The organism is Streptomyces sp. SID14436 (assembly GCF_010548465.1).
GTDB lineage: Bacteria > Actinomycetota > Actinomycetes > Streptomycetales > Streptomycetaceae > Streptomyces.
This window is the reverse complement of the sequence record NZ_JAAGMD010000047.1, coordinates 1-18,376: the sequence shown is the minus strand read 5'-3', so window position 1 is coordinate 18,376 and position 18,376 is coordinate 1. Positions and strand designations below refer to the sequence as shown.

General features: G+C 72.4%; 13 protein-coding genes. 5 read left to right on the top strand and 8 right to left on the bottom strand.

Annotation, left to right across the window (positions count from 1 at the left end):
* Positions 1 to 139 precede the first annotated feature (139 nt).
* Positions 140 to 1,657 (bottom strand): type VII secretion integral membrane protein EccD, encoded by a 1,518-nt coding sequence (gene eccD / locus G3I53_RS01620; protein WP_164334515.1) that lies wholly within the window; start codon positions 1,655 to 1,657, stop codon positions 140 to 142.
* Between the two features lie 356 nt (positions 1,658 to 2,013).
* On the opposite strand from eccD, the gene eccCa reads away from it, so the two are divergent.
* The gene (gene eccCa, locus G3I53_RS01615; protein ID WP_164437956.1) at positions 2,014 to 5,991 is read left to right on the top strand and encodes a type VII secretion protein EccCa; all 3,978 of its coding nucleotides are present in this window, start codon (positions 2,014 to 2,016) and stop codon (positions 5,989 to 5,991) included.
* 171 nt (positions 5,992 to 6,162) lie between these two features.
* On the top strand, positions 6,163 to 7,245 hold the full coding sequence (locus G3I53_RS01610) for a hypothetical protein (protein ID WP_164337344.1): 1,083 nt from the start codon (positions 6,163 to 6,165) through the stop codon (positions 7,243 to 7,245).
* A 155-nt stretch (positions 7,246 to 7,400) separates the two neighbouring features.
* Here the strand turns inward: G3I53_RS01610 and G3I53_RS01605 are convergent, their stop codons facing one another.
* The 7 genes from G3I53_RS01605 to eccB form a co-directional block, all read right to left on the bottom strand.
* The gene (locus G3I53_RS01605; protein ID WP_164337345.1) at positions 7,401 to 7,703 is read right to left on the bottom strand and encodes a WXG100 family type VII secretion target; all 303 of its coding nucleotides are present in this window, start codon (positions 7,701 to 7,703) and stop codon (positions 7,401 to 7,403) included.
* Between the two features lie 43 nt (positions 7,704 to 7,746).
* Positions 7,747 to 8,088: a WXG100 family type VII secretion target gene (locus G3I53_RS01600; RefSeq protein WP_164337346.1), complete on the bottom strand. Its 342-nt coding sequence runs from the start codon at positions 8,086 to 8,088 to the stop codon at positions 7,747 to 7,749.
* Between the two features lie 84 nt (positions 8,089 to 8,172).
* On the bottom strand, positions 8,173 to 9,207 hold the full coding sequence (locus G3I53_RS01595) for a S8 family serine peptidase (RefSeq protein WP_343240539.1): 1,035 nt from the start codon (positions 9,205 to 9,207) through the stop codon (positions 8,173 to 8,175).
* Between the two features lie 207 nt (positions 9,208 to 9,414).
* Positions 9,415 to 11,271: a hypothetical protein gene (locus G3I53_RS01590; RefSeq protein ID WP_164337348.1), complete on the bottom strand. Its 1,857-nt coding sequence runs from the start codon at positions 11,269 to 11,271 to the stop codon at positions 9,415 to 9,417.
* On the bottom strand, positions 11,271 to 11,720 hold the full coding sequence (locus tag G3I53_RS01585; protein WP_164337349.1) for a hypothetical protein: 450 nt from the start codon (positions 11,718 to 11,720) through the stop codon (positions 11,271 to 11,273). Before G3I53_RS01585 ends, G3I53_RS01590 begins: the two co-directional genes overlap by 1 nt.
* 257 nt (positions 11,721 to 11,977) lie before the next feature.
* Positions 11,978 to 13,252, bottom strand: a complete 1,275-nt coding sequence (gene mycP, locus G3I53_RS01580) for a type VII secretion-associated serine protease mycosin (RefSeq protein WP_164337350.1) — start codon at positions 13,250 to 13,252, stop codon at positions 11,978 to 11,980.
* Between the two features lie 13 nt (positions 13,253 to 13,265).
* Complete coding sequence (eccB, locus tag G3I53_RS01575; protein ID WP_164337351.1) at positions 13,266 to 14,801, bottom strand: type VII secretion protein EccB; 1,536 nt, start codon at positions 14,799 to 14,801, stop codon at positions 13,266 to 13,268.
* Between the two features lie 214 nt (positions 14,802 to 15,015).
* Here eccB and eccE point away from each other — a divergent pair, with 214 nt between their 5' ends.
* From eccE to G3I53_RS01560, 3 genes are all read left to right on the top strand, one after another.
* Positions 15,016 to 16,332, top strand: coding sequence for a type VII secretion protein EccE (gene eccE / locus G3I53_RS01570; protein ID WP_164337352.1), 1,317 nt, complete (start codon positions 15,016 to 15,018; stop codon positions 16,330 to 16,332).
* Between the two features lie 5 nt (positions 16,333 to 16,337).
* Positions 16,338 to 17,150: a hypothetical protein gene (locus G3I53_RS01565; protein WP_164437955.1), complete on the top strand. Its 813-nt coding sequence runs from the start codon at positions 16,338 to 16,340 to the stop codon at positions 17,148 to 17,150.
* 221 nt (positions 17,151 to 17,371) lie between these two features.
* Positions 17,372 to 18,376: SCO5717 family growth-regulating ATPase (locus G3I53_RS01560; protein WP_343240538.1), on the top strand; the 1,005-nt coding region annotated here is incomplete at its 3' end.

Genomic DNA, 18,376 nt, shown 5'->3' with positions numbered 1-18,376 from the left:
GCGTGCGGCGGGTTCCCGGCCGGGCGCGCGTGGCGCGGGTTTCCGGGCGGGCGCACGTGTGTGTGCCCGCCGGACACGTGTGCGGGCCCGCCGGACCGGGTGGCCGCCCGCGCGGGGGCGTATCCGGCGGGCGGTGCCGTCAGCCGGTCATGGACCGCACGGACTGGTAGACCTCGAAGACGGCGAGCGCGAGCGGCACCAGGGTGAGCAGGACGAAGCCCTCGGCGATCTCCAGGAAGCGGCCCCAGAAGGGCGTGAGCCCGCTGCGGGAGGCCACCAGCCCGATCGCGGTGATGACCGCTGCCGCCACGGCGATGGCCGCGACCAGCCAGATCGTGCGGATGTCCAGGTCGGCCCGGTCCCCCGTGAGCGCGTCCCGGATCATGGCGTGCGGCGGGTTGAGCGCCAGGCCCAGCCCGAGCGCCACCAGTGACCCGAGGCCGGCCGCCAGCAGGCCGGCGACCTGAGCGGTGTAGCGGAACAGCTGTGCGCGCATCAGCAGCGCGATGCCGGTGGCCAGGGCCAGCAGCCGGGCCCACACATTGTCGGAGAAGCCGAGCACCAGCGCGGAGCCGACCGCGAGCAGGGCGCAGCCGCCGACCAGGCCGACGAGCAGTTCGTGGCCGCGCCGGGCCTGCGCGGCGATGCGTTCGGCGTCGACCGGTTCCTGCGGCTCGGGGTCGGCACCGTACGCGGTGCGCTGCGCGGTGTCCGGCGCGTCGAAGCCGATGGGCAGCCGCGCGAAGCGCATGGACATGCCCGGCAGGAAGGCCAGCGCGCCGACCGCGAGGGGCGCGCACAGGGCGGCGATCTCCGACGGGGTCCAGCGGCCGAGGAGCGCCACGAAGGTGGCGGTCAGGGCCAGCCCGGAGGCGACCGCGAAGGCGACGAAGGGGCCGTCGCCGCGCGGGGAGCAGAGGGTCAGGACCACCGAGGCGACCAGGACCGCCGCGCAGGCCAGCAGGAACTGGAGCTTGCCGATGCCCTGCCCCTCGGACAGCGACAGCAGGCCGGAACCGGCCACGCCCATGTTCGGCAGCGCGCCGAGCCCCAGCGCGATGCCGGCGGCGCGGTCGTCGTAGACGCGGGCACGGACGCAGCCGAGGACCACGAGGAGCACTCCGGCGACGCCCGCGAGGATGCCGGGCAGGCCGTGCATGTCGTGCCGCGGGTCGGCGGTCCAGGCGACGAAGGCGAGCAGGGCGAGCAGGACCCCGCCGCCGGTCAGGCCCGCCGCGCGCGTGAGGTCGTCCCGCCACAGGGAGCGGTCGCGGGTCACGGCGGAGGCGACCGCCTCGGACACGTCGTCGAAGACGGCCGGCGGCAGAGATTCCGCGAAGGGGCGCAGGGTGAGCAGTTCGCCGTCGAGAATGCGCTGCGCGGCGAAGGAGCGGGAGCTGTCGAGGACGGTCCCGTCCCGCCGCACCAGGTGGTAGCCGACCGGGGCGCCCTCGGCGGCGGTCTGCCGGGCCAGGCGCAGGATCTCGGGATAGACGTCGGCGACCGGTACGTCGTCGGGCAGGGCCACGTCGATCCGGCTGTCGGGGGCGACGATGGTGACCCGGCAGAAGCCGAGTCCCTGCGCCGCCCGCGGCGGAGCCGTGCCCTGTCCCGGTCCTCCCGGGCCGGTGGCCGTCGTCGAGGCCGTCATGCTCACCTGCTGTTCCCCCTCGGTCCTGCGTCCTCGGTCCTGCGTCGGTGTTCGCGATGTGCGCGATGTGAAGGGCTTGTGATGTCTTCCGTCTGCCCCACCGCCCGCCGTGGGACGGCCCGTCGGGCCACCGGACGGCACCGGCGGAGGCCGTCCGGCCGGGCCCGGCGTTCCGCACCGTGCCGGATCTCATGGAATGCCCCATATCTCCGGCCGGGTTCACGTGTGCTGACGCGAACATCCGGCACCCTACCGTCCGGCGGCACGTGGTGGGATCAGTAGGATCGCGCGGCGGCCCTCGTCCGCCTGACACGGGGTGGTGGACGACAAACCCGGCGGGCCGCCAAGGGAATTGGTGAGCAGTGACCCAGATCGTCGTGAAGCGTCCGCCACGAGCGCTGCCGCCCGAGGTGCCGTCCGGTGAGGTCGTGGTGCAGCCGCCGCCCGAACTGCCGCGGGATCACCGGGAAAGCGTGCTGATGCAGTTGCTGCCGACGCTCGGCATGGGCGGTTCGGTGGTCTTCTTCTTCACCAGCGGTCAGCCGTTCATGCGGATCATGGGCATGGTGATGATCGCGTCGACGATCGCCATGTCCATCGCGATGGTGATCCGTTTCCGCCGCGGTTCCCAGGGCCAGCTCGCCGACATGCGCCGGGACTACCTGAGCTATCTGTCGCAGACCCGCCGGACCGTCCAGGAGACGGCACGCAAGCAGCGGGACGCCCAGTACTACCTGCACCCGTCGCCGGAGCAGTTGTGGGCCCTGGTCGCCGAGGGCAGCCGGGTGTGGGAACGGCGGCCGGGCGACGAGGACTTCGGGCAGGTCCGCATCGGCCTCGGTCCGCAGGCCCTGGCCACCGAGCTGGTCACCCCCGAGACCGCGCCCGTCGACCAGCTGGAGCCGCTCGCCGCCGGGTCGATGCAGCGGTTCGTCGCGGTCCACGGCACGCTGGACGACCTGCCGATGGCCGTGTCGCTGCGCGCCTTCTACCACGTGACGCTGGGCGGGGAGCCGGAGTCCGTGCGGTCCTCCGCGCGCGCCCTGGTCGGTTCGCTGACCGCCCTGCACTCCCCCGAGGACCTGATCGTCGCGGTGGTGGCCGGGCGGGAGGCGCTGCCGCACTGGGAGTGGGCCAAGTGGCTGCCGCACGTGCAGCTGTCCGGCGTCGCGGACGGCGCCGGCACCCGCCGCCTGATCGGGGGCGACCCGCGGGAGACCGAGGAGCTGCTGTCGGCCCGGCTGACCGGACGCCCGCGCTTCCACCCGAACGCGGCCCCGCTGCCCGACACCCCGCACATCGTCGTCGTGCTCGACGGAGTGTCCCTGCCCCCGGACTCCCTGCTGCTCAGCCCCGAGGGCCTGCAGGGCGTCACGCTCGTGGAGGTGACCGGGGGCGAGCCGGCCGGTGTCCGCGGCGACCTCTCCGTCGTCGTACGGCCGCGGTCGCTGCACCTGGAGTCGGCGCACGGCGTCGTCTACGAGGGCACCCCGGACGCCCTGTCGTACGAGTCCGCCGAGGCCCTGGCCCGCCAGCTGGCGCCGCTGCGGATGGCCGAGGGCGGCGACGACGACGAACCGCTGCTGGCGAACCTGGAGTTCACGGACCTGCTCAACCTGGGTGACGCCGCCTCCGTCGACACCCGGCGGACCTGGCGGCCGCGGTCGCAGGCGGAGCGGCTGCGGGTGCCGATCGGCGTCGGCGAGGACGGCCGCCCGGTGATGCTCGACATCAAGGAGGCCGCGCAGGAGGGCATGGGCCCGCACGGCCTGTGCGTCGGCGCGACGGGCTCCGGCAAGTCGGAACTGCTCCGCACCCTGGTGCTGGGGCTCGCCGTGACCCACTCCTCCGAGACCCTCAACTTCGTCCTCGCCGACTTCAAGGGCGGCGCCACCTTCGCCGGCATGGCGCAGATGCCGCACGTGGCCGCCGTGATCACCAACCTCGCGGACGACCTGACGCTCGTCGACCGCATGGGCGACTCCATCCGCGGTGAGCTCAACCGCCGCCAGGAGATGCTGCGCGACGCGGGCAACTACGCCAACATCCACGACTACGAGAAGGCCCGCGCGGCAGGCGCGCCGCTCCAGCCGATCCCGTCGCTGCTGCTGGTGATCGACGAGTTCAGCGAACTGCTCACCGCGAAGCCGGACTTCATCGACATGTTCGTGCAGATCGGCCGCATCGGCCGGTCGCTCGGCGTGCACCTGCTGCTGGCCTCGCAGCGGCTGGAGGAGGGGCGGCTGCGCGGCCTGGAGACGTATCTGTCGTACCGCATCGGTCTGCGCACCTTCTCCGCCGCCGAGTCGCGGGCGGCGCTGGGCGTGCCGGACGCCTACGAACTGCCGAACGTGCCGGGTTCGGGATTCCTCAAGTTCGGCACCGACGAGATGACGCGCTTCAAGGCCGCCTACGTCTCCGGCGTCTACCGCTCCGGCGGGCAGCAGAACCCGGCGGCGGGCGGCCCGCTGCCGGTCGACCGGCGGCCGGTGCTGTTCACGGCCGCGGAGGTGCCGGTGCACTACGCGCCCGTGCCGCAGCAGCGCACCGGCGCGGCGGACGGCGCCGACGAGGTGGACGACGCGCTGGCCGACACCGTCCTCGACGTCGTCGTGCGGCGGCTGGAGGCGCAGGGCCCGGCGGCCCACCAGGTGTGGCTGCCGCCGCTGGACAGCCCGCCCTCGCTGGACGGCCTGCTGCCCGGCCTGACGGCCGTGCCGGGCCGGGGCCTGACCCAGCCCGGCTACGAGGGCGCGGGCCGGCTGCTCGTCCCCGTCGGCCTCGTCGACAAGCCGTACGAGCAGCGCCGCGACCCGCTATGGGTGGACTTCTCGGGCGCGGCCGGCCACATGCAGATCCTCGGCGGCCCGCAGTCCGGCAAGTCGACGCTGCTCCGCTCGCTGATCTGCTCCTTCGCCCTCACCCACACCCCGCAGGAAGTCCAGTTCTACGGGCTGGACTTCGGCGGCGGCGGCATGGCCGCGGTGGCCGGGCTGCCGCACGTCGGCGGGGTCGCCTCCCGCCTCGACCCGGAGAAGGTGCGACGGACCGTGGCGGAGGTCTACGGCGTGCTGAACCGGCGCGAGGAGTACTTCCGCGCGTCGGGCATCTCCTCGATCGCCGAGTTCCGGGCCCGGCGCGCCCGCGGTGACATCTCGGTCACCGACCAGCCGTGGGGCGACGTCTTCCTGGTGATCGACGGCTGGGCCACCTTCCGCGGCGACTACGAGGCACTCGATCAGGTGATCCTCGACATCGCCACGCGTGGCCTCGGGTACGGCGTACACCTGATCCTGTCGGCCTCCCGCTCGATGGAGGTGCGGTCGGCCCTGAAGGACAACCTGCTGAACCGGCTGGAGCTGCGGCTCGGCGACACCATGGACTCCGAACTCGACCGCAAGGTCGCCGCGAACGTGCCCGCCGGGGTCCCCGGCCGGGGTCTGTCACCGCAGAAGCTGCACTTCATGGCGGCCGTGCCGCGCATCGACGGCCTCACCTCCGACACGGACCTCGCGGACGCCACCGCGGCCCTGTCCGCCGAGGTGTCCCGGCACTGGCAGGGCCCCGAGGCGCCCGCCGTCCGGCTGCTGCCCCGCCAGTTCCCGGCGGAGCAGCTGCCGCCGGGCAACCGGTTCCCGCAGCGCGGCGTCGCCTTCGCCCTCGACGAGGACAACCTCGAACCGGTCTTCGTCGACTTCGACCAGGACCCGTTCTTCCTCGTCTTCGGCGAGAGCGAGTCCGGCAAGTCCAACCTGCTCAAGCTGCTCATCAAGCAGCTCACGGCGCGCTACCCCGGCAACGAGTGCAAGCTGTTCGTGGTGGACAACCGGCGCTCCCTGCTGGGTGTCACACCGGACACCCACCTCGCCGAGTACATCCCCATGTCCAACGCCATGGAGCACCACATGGTGGCCCTGGCCGACCTCATGAAACGGCGCACCCCGACCGCCGACGTCACCGCCCAGCAGCTCCGGGACCGCAGCTGGTGGCAGGGCCCGACGGTCTACGTGGTCATCGACGACTTCGACCTCGTCGCCACGTCCAGCGGCAACCCGCTGAGCGGCCTGACGGAACTGCTCCCGTTCGCCCGGGACGTCGGCGTCCGCTTCATCATCGCCCGCTCCACGGCCGGCGCGAGCCGTGCCTCCTACGAGGCGTTCATGCAGCGGATCAAGGAACTCGGCGCCCAGGGCGTCGTCCTCGCGGGCGACCCCGGAGAGGGCGACGTCCTCGGCGGAGTCCGCCCCCGCCCGATGCCGGCCGGCCGGGGCGTGTTCGTCTCCCGCCGCCGGGGGCGGCCGCTGGTGCAGACGGGGTTGGTGGCGGAGGAGGAGTTGTAGGAGGGACTGGTCGGGGGTCGTACCGCCGGGGGCTGCGGGGCGCGCGCGTCGGCCGGGCCGGCGGTTCGGGCCTCGGATCGACCGGTCGGTCTGTGGGGCGGGGCGGACGATCGCCCACCAAGCACTCCGGTCCAGGCGACTCGGGGCTCAAGACAAGGAATCAATGCACCAATGCCGCTCCGCCCGTACCGAAAAAAGGCGTGGCTCGTCGCTGCGGGAACGCTGGTTGTGGTCAGCGCCCTTGTATCCACGCATCTGTGGCAGAACACCAACGTATTGGGGGCGACATCGTTCTGCGACGGGAGGGTGCGGTCCGGAGACGCACAGGATGTACTGGATTCGCCGGGCCGCCTCTCCGACAGCCGCGTACAGACAATCCCCGGCAAGCCGGAGTTCACGTGCGTCATCGAGAGACGCAGCCTGTTCTCAACGGACGCAGCCCCCCGAATCGCGTTGAAGACCGCGAGCGAGCTCGGACCGTTTCCTTACACCACTCACGTGTGGAAGAACCCGGGAGCACGTTCCTACTTCAAGGGGGAGGTCACAGGAGGTGTGACGCCCACTGGCGGTTACGTGGTCCTGCCGAAGTCGTGCTGGGCCAAGGTGGGCGACATCCACGGCAGCCGTCTTCTGCCGCCCGACGACAACGGTGTGGCTGCCGTCGAGGCCACCGTGACAGCAGGTCGGGTCGCCCCTGAGGCGCTGGCACGGCTCTTGGCTCGGACCGCGGCGAGTGTCGCTGCGGACGCCGGGTGTTCAGTCGCCGCGTTGAAGGAGCCGCCTGAGCTGGCCGCTCCCGAAGGTGCGCGCACCACGGACAGCGAAAAGGTGTGCGGCCTGCCGGACTTCGCCTTGCCGGACAGCGCCGTGCTGCCCGGAGCCGCCGAGCCCGGGCAGGAACGGGTGAGCCGGGGCGCCCAGGATGTGTGGGCATGCGATCTGGCTCTTGCCGGCAAGGCAGGGGCGTCCGTTTCCTTCACGGCGACTTCGGACCCGGCCATGGTTGAGGCCGCTCTCAAGGGCAACGACGATTTCCGAGAACTGCCCGACGGTCAGGGTGTCGCTCTCCCCAACCAAGCCATTGTGCAGTGCGCTGACGGTGACGTGTTTTTCACAGCTCTCTGGAGCAAGGAGTACTACGGCGCTCTCCGGGATCACCACCCCTCGGTGACAGATGTCTACCGGGAAACCTTCGCCAGTTTCGTGTCCTCGGCAGCCGACCTCCACTCGTGTCCGAACGTGACCATCCCCTAGGTGGGAAGGGCCGTCGGCCTCCTGGATCCGGGGGTGGAGGGGGAGAGAGCGGGCCGGGCTGCCGCGCAGCCGGATCGCGGGCACACGAAAGGGTGGGCACCTCCCGTGCGTGCCCACCCGTTCGTGTGATGTGTGCGTGCCCTGGTGCTCCGGGCCTACATGAAGTAGCTGGAGCCCTTCAGGTCGCCGCCGCGGTAGTCACCGCCGGCGGTGCCCACGCGCTGGGCGATGCTCGTCAGAGCCTGGTGGATGCCCCGGGCGTGGCGGTCCCACTCCTTGCTCTTCTTGGTGAACTCGTCGTAGGCCTCGCCGCCCCAGCCCGCGGCCGCGTCGAGGACGGCCTTCTTGAGGGCCTCGAGGTCCTCCTCCAGCTTCTTGGCCTGGTCGCCCAGCTCGGTGGCGAGCGCGTCCATCGTGCCGTACTTGACGGCGAGTTCGTCGTAGTGGACTCCGGACATGATTTCCTCGTTTCGTTGAAAGCCGGAAGGTGGTCGGCTCGCGTCAGTACTGGCTGAGGGCGGAGGTCTTGCCGCCCAGGTCGTCCACCGAGATCTTGACGATGTCCGCCTCGATCTGGCTTTCGAGGTTCCGCTTGTCCTTCTTGTTCAGCTCGATGCCCTCGAGGAAGTCGTCCAGCATCCGGCCGATCGAGGCCATGTGGCCGTTGATCTCCGTCTGCTTCTTGTCGAACGCGATGGCGCCCTGGCCCGTCCAGTGCTTCTCGATCATGTCGATCGTGCCCTGGAGACGCGCGAGCTGCTGGCGGATCGAGTCGTACCGGTCGATGACATTCGTCTGGAGCTTCTCTACCTGGGCCTCGTAGAGCTTGCGGCCGTCAGCCATGTCGGCGGTCCCTTTCGTGAGTGCGGTGGTGCGGTGGGAGGTGGTGCGTTCGGCTCACCGCGCGGTGATAGGTGGTGGGTTGGACTAGGAGCTCCGCCGGGAACGGAGCACGGCGAAGGCTCCGCCGCCGAGCGCCAGGACGGCGGCGGCCCCTCCGAGGACCACCCACAGGGTGGTGTTGCCGTTGTCGGAGGAGTCGTCGGCGGCCGGCTTGCCCGACTTGTCGAACATGCTTCGGTCGTTCTCCCGGGCCAGGGGATCGGTGTCGGCCGGGCCGGGCTTGAAGTCCGGGTTCTCGAGCACCCTGCGGGGGCGGACCAGGCCGTAGCCGAGGAAGGTGCTCGGGTCGTCCTTCTCCCAGTCGCGTCCGGCGGTGTCGATGAGGCTGCCGAGAACCTGGTTGGCCGTCCAGTCCGGGTGCGCGGACCAGACCAGCGCGGCGGAGGCCGAGGTGAGGGCCGCGGCGCCGTCGATGCCTTCGTTCCCGTCGCAGGAGGAGCGGCGCACTGTGTCGCAGTACGAGGCGAGGTCCTGCCCAGGCGCCGCGACGTCGACGAAGTTGCTCTCCTCCGAGCGGTTGATGACCTTTCCTGATGCGTCGGTGGCCGCGACACCCACCACGTAGGGGTAGGCGGCCGGGTAGCCGACAGCATGCTTCGACTCCGGGTTGGTCACCGCAGACGTGATCATCAGCTTGCCCTTGGAATGGGCGTAGGTGATGGCCTTCTCGATGTCCGGGACGTGGAACTCGCCGCCGAAGGACATGTTGATGATCTTGACGTCACTGTCGGCGACGGCACGGATCACATCCGCCAGGTCCGGGAACTTCCTGCTCTCCGGCCCCGTCTCGGCCTTCATCGCGACCCGGTACGGCACCACCTTGGCCCCGGGAGCCAGCCCTTTCAGCCCGCCGCCGGCTCCCGTGCCAGCGATCAGCTCCGCCATGGTCGTCCCGTGGCCCTCGTCGTCCTCGGTCGCCTTGTGGGCCAGGGATTCCGGGACCTCGTCGGCAAGCACCTGGCCCTTGAGCGCGGGAGTGTCCGGGTTCACGCCCGTATCGATGACCGCGATCTTGACGCCCTCCCCGGTGCTGACCTTCCACATCTCCTCGGCCTTCATCGCGGACAGCGCCCACTGCGTGGACTGGGCGTCCGCGGCCGCGGCACCTGATGTCAGGCCGGTCGACAGCAGCAGGGCAGCTCCGAGCAGCGAGCAGACACCTGAACGCCGTCTCCTGCGCTGCGTGTGAGACGACGCGGTCGCGTCCCGGCCGGCGGATCGGCTCATCCTTGACACCATGCTTCTGTTTGTCCCTTGTCCATGCGGTCAGTCGGACGCCGACGCGTCGTCGCGGCGCTTCCGGCGGCGTTCTCGGCCGGGGGCGGAAGTCCGGTCGCCCGACGTACCCCGCTGTCCCGTGGAGGCCTCGGATGAGCGCTCGCTCTTCCTGGAAGCCGAGCCTCTGCCCATGGGGGTACCGACGACTCCGTCGGGGCCGGCGACGGGGCGGCGCGGCGTCCGCCCACTGTTCGCTGTCGCCTCCGGTGCTCCGATCACGCCCTGCCGGCCGGGTCGCTGCCCGGACGTGCCGGAGGTCGCGCCCCTTTCGCCGCCGATGACGGTGCTGCGCGGCAGTCTGGACGCGCCGGTACCGGGCGATGCCCCGACGACAGGACGCCCGCCGACCACTCCGTCACCGCTTCGACCGGGCGCTCCCCCGCGGCCTGCCGGGGCGGCTCCCAGAGGGCCGCTCGCGCCGCGCGGAACACCACCGACGGGTCCTGGCAGGGGTGCCGCGGCCCGTGGTACGCCACCCACGATGCCCCGGCCCACGGGGCTGTTTCCGGGACCCGCACCCTGACCGGGCACCCCAGCACGCCCCATGGGCCCCACGGGCCCGGTCGCTCTTCCGATCGGTCCGACGGGGCCGTTGCCGGAGCCAGCACCCTGACCGGGCACCGCAGCACGCCCCATGGGCCCCATAGGCCCGGTTGCCCTTCCCATCGGTCCCGCGGATCCGGTACCTGGGCCGGTGTTCGTCACACCCGGTCCCACGCGCCCGATCGGGCCCTGCGCCCCGGGCCCGCCGATCCGGCCCTGCGCCGCAGGGGGAATCCTGCTCGCGGGCACAGCCCCGGGCCCTGTGACTCGCCCTGTGGCTCCACGTACGGCAGGCGGCATGGTGTTGGGCGCCATCGGGGGAACCGGGCCCGGCTGACCGGCAGGTCCTCCGGTCACGGGCGGCGCGGCGCCCGTGCTCGGGCGCACGGCTTCCTGTGGTGGCAGGGTCCCGACACTGTTGATCTCCGTGCCCACGGGCGGCTTCGGCAGCGTCGAGGGCTCGGAGGCCCCCTTGACGAGCGTCGGTTCCGCCACGGACCCTGCGGCAGTCGCCCCCGTGGCTGTCGCACCCTGCGGAGTCGTACCGACCTCACCGAGCATCGGGGTCTCCCTCGCCGCTCCCGGAGGTACCGGTACATAGGACGGCGGCGGAGCCGGAATCCCGACGTCCGGCATCTTCGGAAACACCGGCTCCTCCGCCTTCGCCATCATCCCCTGCGACACCGTGTAGAACGACGCCAGGCGGTACATCTGGTTGATGGCTTCCTGGCGGTCCTGTTCCGCCTTTCGAGCTGCGGTGAACTCCTCGTTGGTGTCGATCCGCTGGACGACGGGGATGTCGTCAACGGTCTTGGGGTTGGTGCGGGAGTCCCTCGGGGGCATGGACTTGCGCACGGAGGCGAGGCCGGAGCCGGCGGCCATGACCTGGGTGCCGACGGTCTCCGCGTAGGTCGCGAGGCCTTTGGCGGTGGTGACGAGGCTCTTGGCCCACTTCTGGAAGGAGTCGTGGGCCTCGCCCTCCCAGTCGATCTTCTTGATGTCGCCGTCGAGGACCTCCGCCGCCTCCTCGATGGCCGTGCGCGCGGCGAGGAGTGCCTCGCCCGCGGACTCGAGGAGCTCGGGGTTGGCCGACTCCACGATGTCGACCATGTCGTTGAGGTCGTAGCCCTCGAAGTTGGTGGACGCGAAGTGGATGCCCCGCGTGCCCGGGAAGGGGTTGAGCGGGTTGAACGGGTTGACGACACGGGTCATGGTCATGACCGCGTCGAGGGCGCCGTTCTGTGTCGTGGCCTCCTCGCGCTCCTGCTGGTAAGGGTCCGGCCTGTTCTTGTCGCCGCTCATCAGTACCCCGCGTCGGTGTGGTCCGCGTTGTTGTCCCGCTTGAGGTGCTCGTTCAGCATCTCGTTACGCGTCTGGTTGACCTCGGCCCGGATCGCATGGAACCGGTAGCGCTGCTCTTCCTCGAGATTGTCGAAGTCGACGTCCACGCCGTGCACCGCGATCCGCATGGCCTCGAGTTGCAGGCCGAGCGACTTGGACAGCGCGGTGATCCGCTCGTGCACGCGCTCGTACTCCAGGTGGAGCTGCTTGCCTTCCGGGAAGGCACCCGTGCCGAAGGCGGTCTGCGGCAGGCTGTGGGCGGAGACCTTGGCCGGGCCGCCGTCCGACCCCTCGAAGGTTTCGAGGAGGTCGTCCACCTTCTCCTTGAACTTCGACAGCGCCATCATGCCGCGCCGCAGGTCCGCCGATCCTGCTGGTGCGCCGGCCCTGTCCTCCTCTGGAAGCCCCATGCCTTCCTCCCCGTTTCACTGCGCCCCGTTGTCCCCGTGTCGCGGGTCGTCCGCCTTCCTTCGCGGGGCCTCGTTTCCTTCCGGTCCCCGAGCGATCACGACCGCAACGGAACCACTCTAGTGATCCGCACCGACAGTCCCAACTGCCATATGCAGTCACGGCCGTGCGCGCCGGTGGTTCCTCACCTTCCCTTCACGGGACGGTACGGAATACGGCCCCGGTTGCTGACGTGTCTCACGTCATTCAGCGGTGTTTCTCACACTGTGCCGTCGTCGGGGCGAAGGGTGACCGCCCGCTTTCGCCTGCGTGCGTCGCGGATGGCGACCGCCGTGCCGCCCAGGCCGGCGACCAGGATGGCCGTGCCGACGGCGATGTAGGTGGCGAGGCGGGTGTTGCGTTCGTCGGCGGTTTCGCCCAGGGGGAGGGCGGCCGCGGCGGGGGCCTCGGCTCGGGTGAGGCCCTCGCGGGGGCGGGGGGACTCGACGGGGCGGTCGTCCTCGGTGAGGGCGGCGACCGGGTCGACGACGCCCCAGCCGACCAGGCGGTCGCGGCCGGCGATGGTGCGTTCCGCGGTCTGCTCGATCTGGGCGGTGATCTGACGCTGCGTCCACTTGGGGTGCTTGGCCTTGATGAGCGCGGCGATGCCGGCGACGTAGGGCGCGGAGAAGCTGGTGCCGTTGTCGAGGCAGTGGCCGCCCTTGGGGACGGTGGAGATCATGTCGACGCCGGGTGCGGCCACGTCGACGAAGTCGCCGGACTGGGAGAAGGACGCGCGTTCGTTGTTGCGGTCGGAGGCGGCGACCGCGAGGACGCCCTCGTAGGAGGCGGGGTAGGTCTTCTTGACGTTGCCTCCGGCGCCGTCGTTGCCCGCGGAGGCGACGACGACGATCTCCCGGGCCAGGGCCTCGTCGACGGCGGCCTTGAGGTCCGGGTCGGGTTCGGCGGCGTGGGAGGTGTCCTGGCTGATGTTGATGACCTGCGCCTTGGCCTGGACGGCGTAGCGGATGCTCTTGGCGAGGGTGCTGGTGTCGCCGTTGCCGTCGGCGTCGTTCTGCTGGATGGGGATGATGGTCGCCTCGGGGGCGAGGCCCACGAAGCCGGTCTTGCCGGCGGGCCGGGCGGCGATGATGCCGGCGACCTTGGTGCCGTGGCCGACGGTGTCGGTGGTGCCGTTCTCCTTGCCGCGGTCGACGGGGTCGCCGTTGTCGTCCTTGAGGCCCTTGGGCAGGAAGTTGCGGCCGCTCTTGGCGTCGACCGCGCCCTTGAGCTGCGGGTGGCCGGCGTCGACGCCGGTGTCGATGACGGCGACGCGCACACCCTTGCCCTTGGACTGGGCCCACAGCGCGTCGAGTTGGACGCGCTGGAGGGACCAGGGGCGGCCGGGGTAGGAGGCGTTGGGGTATTCGCACTGGTCGGAGAAGGAGTCCTCCGCGGCGGCGGGCGGGGCGAGGGCGACCGGGGCGGCCAGGAGGACCGCCGCGGTCGTCGTCGCGGTCGTCGTCCGGAGCAGGGCGAGGTGGGTGCGTCGCATGCCGTCCCCCGGGTCAGGAGCCCTGCGGCTGGCGGGCCGCGGCCGTGGACAGGCGGGGTCCGGTGGGCAGGAACGCGGACCAGGCGGCCGGGATGGGGGCCGGGTCCACGTCGGCGTAGCCGAGGCGGGTCTGCGCCTGCTGGGCCTCCTGCTCCAACTGCTTGCGCTCCTCGGCCGACATGCCGATGCCGGCGTCGTCGGTGGCGCTGTCCGCGTTGGACTGCAGCACGTAGCGCAGCCCGGTGTCGGTCACGAGGAAGACCGGGCCGGCCTTGGTCTCGGTGCCCTGGAACTGGCGGTAGAGCTGTCCGGAGCCGGGCGTGGCGTAGGCGCTGGAGGAGCCGGCCGGGAGGTCGGCCGGGAAGTCGGTGCCGGCCCAGGTGGTGAGGGTGGTGGTGCCCTTGGCGCCGACGTCGTGCAGGACGTTGCAGACGGTGTTGCGGCTGCCCTTGGCGGCGGACGCCTCGTTGACCGCCTCGGGGGTGCCGGTGGGCCAGTCGTGCTCCTCGCCGAAGGGCTTGCCGGGGACGATCGCGCCGGGGCTGGTGTCCAGGGCGTGTCCGGCCTGGTCGAGTGAGGCCAGTTCTTCGCTGAACAGCAGGAGTTTGGCGACGAAGGCGGAGACGGGGGCGACGCGGCCGGGGAGGACCACGTAGTACTGCTCCTTGTTGTTGTCGAGCGCCTTGAGCACGGTGCCGACCTTGTCGGCCGACGGGTCGAGCCGGCCGGGGGCGTCGGCGGGGGTGCCGGGGGTGGCGTCGAGCTCCGGGAAGGTGACCGGGTCGCCCCGGTGGAGGGTGGCCAGCCACTCGCGGGAGACCCGCTGCGGTTCGCTGCCGGAGCCGACGATCGTGCGCAGCAGCAGTTCGAGCTTGTCGCCGCTGTCCAGTTCGTCGACGCGGTAGGCGGTGCCGCTCGCGTCCACGATGTGGCGGTGGCCGTCGGGGTCGACGACGTAGAGGAGTTCGCCGCCCTTCAGCTTCTGCTTGCCCTCGGTCAGTTTGTGCTCGCGGTCGGCGAGGACGAGGGCGGCCTTCTGGAGGGACTGCCCGCCCGCGCTGGGGCGTTCGCAGACGACCCAGCGCTTGGCGGCGCCGGCTTCCTTCGCGGAGGGGAGGCGGTCGGGGGCGTAGGGGATGCCGATGGTGGCGCCGTGCGGGATCTTGCCGCTGTCCAGGAGCGATTCGCTGACGGTGACGACGTCGCCCTTGCCGGGGGCCAGGAGCAGCTTGGCGGACGCCATGTTGAGCACGGGGTGCAACTGGGCCTCGTCGCCGGTCTTCAGCACGACGTACCGGGTGGTCGACTCGCTGGCGATGATCACTTTCTCGTTGGGGGTGTCCCAGCCCTTGGGCGCGGTCGGCTTGAGCATGCCCCAGGCGCCGAAGACGGCCATGACGATCACGCCGATGACGATGCCGGGCACGATGCCGCGCAGCGGGCGGGGCGCTCCCTCCTCCGAACCCTGCGGGAACGACTGGACGAACGCCGCGAGCAAGCGGCGCTTCGCGAAGGTGTAGGCGTTGAGCTGATCCCGCCGAGATGCCATTGGTGCGTGTCTCTCCCCGTGTTCCGCCCGTGTCCCGCCCGCACCTGCTCCGGGGGCGGGGATCGCCCTCGTCCGCCCGCCGGTGTCGGACCGGGCCCCTACTATGCCTGGTGTGGGGAGCAACTTGCGGAGCGGGTAGGGTGCCTGGGCCCTGTGGGGCCTGGCGGGTTGCGGGATTTCCCGCGTGTTGTGAACAAATTGGGGGAATGCAGTGATGGCTTCCGGAAGGCGGCCTCCGGGTCGTGGCCGCGGCCGGACGCGCGGTGCCGCCGCGCCCGACGCGCGGTCGGCCGGGCAGGCGTCCCCGCGCGGAGGTCTCCAGCTCAAGGTGCGTGCGGGGCGGCCCGGTTCGTTCCGGCTGCAACGGATCGTGCTGCTGGAGCTCGCCGCTGCCGTCCTCCTCGCGGGATGGGTGCTCGGCCCGCTCGTCCTGGTGCCCGCCGCGGTCGTCGCGGCGGTGCTGGTGCTGCTGGCCTTCGTGCGCCGCCGCGGCCGTTCGCTGCCCGAGTGGATCGCCACGGTGCGGGCGCTGCGTTCCCGGCAGAAGCGGGCGGCGGGGGCGGAGCTCCCGCCCGGCACCGAACCGGGGCTCGCTCCGGCGGTGGAGTGCGACCCGAGCCTGCGCACGTACGCGTTCGGCGGCCGGGAGCGGCGCCCCGTCGGCATCGTCGGGGACGGGACGTTCGTCACGGCCGTGGTGCAGGTGGAGGCCGACGCCACGGCGCTGCGGGCCGAGCGGTCCCGGCGGCCGTTGCCGCTGGCCCTGGTGCGGGACGCGCTCCACGTGGACGGCATCCGGCTGGAGTCGGCCCAGATCGTCCTGCACACCCAGCCCGCCCCCGCGCTGCACCTGCCGCGGCAGTCGGTGGCGGTCAGCAACTACGCGCCGTTGCAGGAGCAGACCGGTGCTCCCGCGGTGCGCATCACCTGGATCGCCCTGAAGGTGGATCCGGAGCTGTGCCCGGAGGCCGTGGCGGCCCGGGGCGGCGGGCTGGTGGGGGCGCAGAAGTGCGTGGTGCGGGTGGCCGACCACCTGGCCAGCCGGCTGACCGGGGCGGGTTTCCGGGCCACGGTGCTCGACGAGGAGGAGCTGACCTCGGCGATCGCGACGTCCGCCTGCGCCAATCCGCTGGTGACGGCGGAGGCGGGGCGGGCCGCCCGGCAGGAGCGGCGCACCGAGGAGTCGGGCCGCAGCTGGCGCTGCGACAACCGCAGACACACGACGTACTGGGTCCGCAAGTGGCCCGCGCTGGGCGGCGAGGGCGGGCTCTCGCTGCCCCAGTTCGTCGCCCGCGTCACCGCGGTGCCGGCGCTCGCCACCACCGTCAGTCTCACCCTCGCCGCCGAGGACCGGCGGGAGTTGTCGCTCAGCGGTCATCTGCGGGTGACCGGCCGCAGCGCCGAGGAGCTGACGGACGCCCGGCGCGCGCTGGAGGGCGCCGCGCGGGAGGCCGGTGCGGCCCTCACGCGCCTCGACCGTGAACAACTGCCCGGCGTACTGGCCACTCTGCCCCTGGGAGGCGTCCGGTGACGGCCATGACGACAGGAACCACTCCGGGCGTCCCCGCCACCGGGAGCGGTGCGCCGGGGTCGCCGGTCCCGGCGGCCGCCGGGGCTTCGGAACCGGCCCCGTCGCGGGCGGCCGGGCTGCTGCGCAGCGGCTTCGGGCTGCTCGGCCCGCGCCACGGCCGGCACACCCTGTCGGCCGACGACCTGGACGCGCTGGCGCTGCCCATCGGGGACGACGGTGTCGTCATCGGGGTCGACGCCGAGGGGCAGCCGGCCGTGCTGGGGCTCAACCGGCCCACCCCGTACGACATCGTGCTCATCGGCAGTCTGTGGACGGTCCAGGTGCTGGCGCTGCGGGCCGCGGCGACCGGCGCGCGGGTGGCGGTGGAGACCGGGCGTCCGCAGGCGTGGACGCAGATGGTGCACGCCATGGGCGGCGGGCAGAACGGGCTCGCCGTGTACGACGTGGGGCGGGTGCCGCCGCAGGGTGCCTCGGCCGGCACGCCGGTCCTGGTCGTGCGGGACTGCGGGATGCGTCCGCCGCGCGGCCGGGTGGTGTCCGGGCGCTGGCAGTCGGTGCTGACGCTGCTGCCCTATCTCAGCCCGGTCGCACCGCGGTTGGTGCGTCAGGCGCGGCTCGTGGGCGTGCAGCGGATCTCGCCGGACGAGTCGGCGGAACTCGGGCGCACCATGGGGCTGCCCCGGACGGAGATCGACGCGCTGCCGACCCTGCCCGACGGCGTCACCCTGTGGTGTGCCGACCGCGACCGGCAGTACGTGATGACGCAACCGACCGACGCGGAGATCGGGTTGCTGGGTACGCCCCGGCGGATGGACTGAACGCGCGCGGACCCACGCGGGGGCGCAGGGGCGCGACTGCGCACCGAGGGGCCGACGGGGCCTGCCGGGGTGCCGGTGATGGTGATTAGGCTGGGTCCGGTCGGGGGTCAGCCTGAAACGGACGACTCCGCAGCGGCCTCGGACAGCCCCGAAGAACTTCGGACGACGATCACGGTCGCCCCGGCACGGCATGAGGGTGCGCCACCACACCAGGAGGAACTGTGAACAGCGATCGGGACGGGAACCGCGGGGGCTGGGCCACACCCGGCGATGACCAGTCCGACGCGGAGTCCGCCGTCGAGGCGACGGGCGAGTTCACCATCGACTACGCACCGCCGGCCTGGTACACGCAGAACGCCCCCGGTGGCGGTGCGGGACCGGCGGGGAGTCCGCCTCCGGCCGGGTCCGGCGCGGTGCCCGGGCTGCCGGTGGGCAGCGGTTTCGAGCCGCAGCAGCCCCCGCCGCCCGAGGCGCACCAAGTGGGCCCGGAAGGGCCGGGCGCCGAGGCCGGCCGGGCGGCGGAGCCCGGACTTCCGGCAGCGGTTCCGCCAGCCCCGGTGGGCGGCGACGGGTTCGCGTCGGACCCCGGCAACGGCGACCTGGAGAGCGGCGCCACCATGCGGTTCTCCGCCGCCGCCCTGAAGCGGGAGTTCCAGCAGCGCGACGCCGCCGCCGAGGCGGCGGCGCAGGCCGAGGCACAGTCCGGAGCACAGGCGCGTCCCGGGGCGGACGGGCAGCCCGACGGGCAGCCGGGCCCGGCCGAGGGCTCCGACGAGCCCGCCGGTACCGGCGCGCCCCAAAGCGGTATGGACGCGGACGGCGCCGAGGACGCCGCCGAGGACCGTGCCCCCGGAGCCGAGGCCCCGGCGGGAACGGATGCCGGGCCCCACGAGGGCTCCGACGGCGCCGGTACCGGCGTCGCGGCGGACGTCTCCCCCGAGGGCGACACCGACAGCACGGACGCGGACGGCGCCCAGGGAGCCGACGGGGGTGCTGCCGAAGGCGATGCCGAGGCCCTGCCTGCCGCCACCGCCGCCACGGAGCCCCACGCCGACGCGGGTACGTCCCCCGCGCCGGAGCAGGAGCGGGTCGAGGACACCGGGTCCGCGACTCCCGAGCCCCCCGCGCCCGCGGCGGGAGACGCCGAGCCCACGGCCGACGACCCCGCCCCCACGACTGCCGACGAGCCCGCCCCCACGGCCGCCGACGAGCCCGACAGCCCGGTG

What these genes read in the sequence shown, in the direction of transcription:
- G3I53_RS01610 (WP_164337344.1), top strand. Translation starts at nt 6,163, where the DNA reads ATGCCGCTCCGCCCGTACCGAAAAAAGGCGTGGCTCGTCGCTGCGGGA.
- G3I53_RS01605 (WP_164337345.1), bottom strand. Translation starts at nt 7,703, where the DNA reads ATGTCCGGAGTCCACTACGACGAACTCGCCGTCAAGTACGGCACGATG.
- G3I53_RS01600 (WP_164337346.1), bottom strand. Translation starts at nt 8,088, where the DNA reads ATGGCTGACGGCCGCAAGCTCTACGAGGCCCAGGTAGAGAAGCTCCAG.
- G3I53_RS01595 (WP_343240539.1), bottom strand. Translation starts at nt 9,207, where the DNA reads ATGAAGGCCGAGGAGATGTGGAAGGTCAGCACCGGGGAGGGCGTCAAG.
- G3I53_RS01590 (WP_164337348.1), bottom strand. Translation starts at nt 11,271, where the DNA reads ATGAGCGGCGACAAGAACAGGCCGGACCCTTACCAGCAGGAGCGCGAG.
- G3I53_RS01585 (WP_164337349.1), bottom strand. Translation starts at nt 11,720, where the DNA reads ATGGGGCTTCCAGAGGAGGACAGGGCCGGCGCACCAGCAGGATCGGCG.
- mycP (WP_164337350.1), bottom strand. Translation starts at nt 13,252, where the DNA reads ATGCGACGCACCCACCTCGCCCTGCTCCGGACGACGACCGCGACGACG.
- eccB (WP_164337351.1), bottom strand. Translation starts at nt 14,801, where the DNA reads ATGGCATCTCGGCGGGATCAGCTCAACGCCTACACCTTCGCGAAGCGC.
- eccE (WP_164337352.1), top strand. Translation starts at nt 15,016, where the DNA reads ATGGCTTCCGGAAGGCGGCCTCCGGGTCGTGGCCGCGGCCGGACGCGC.
- G3I53_RS01565 (WP_164437955.1), top strand. Translation starts at nt 16,338, where the DNA reads ATGACGACAGGAACCACTCCGGGCGTCCCCGCCACCGGGAGCGGTGCG.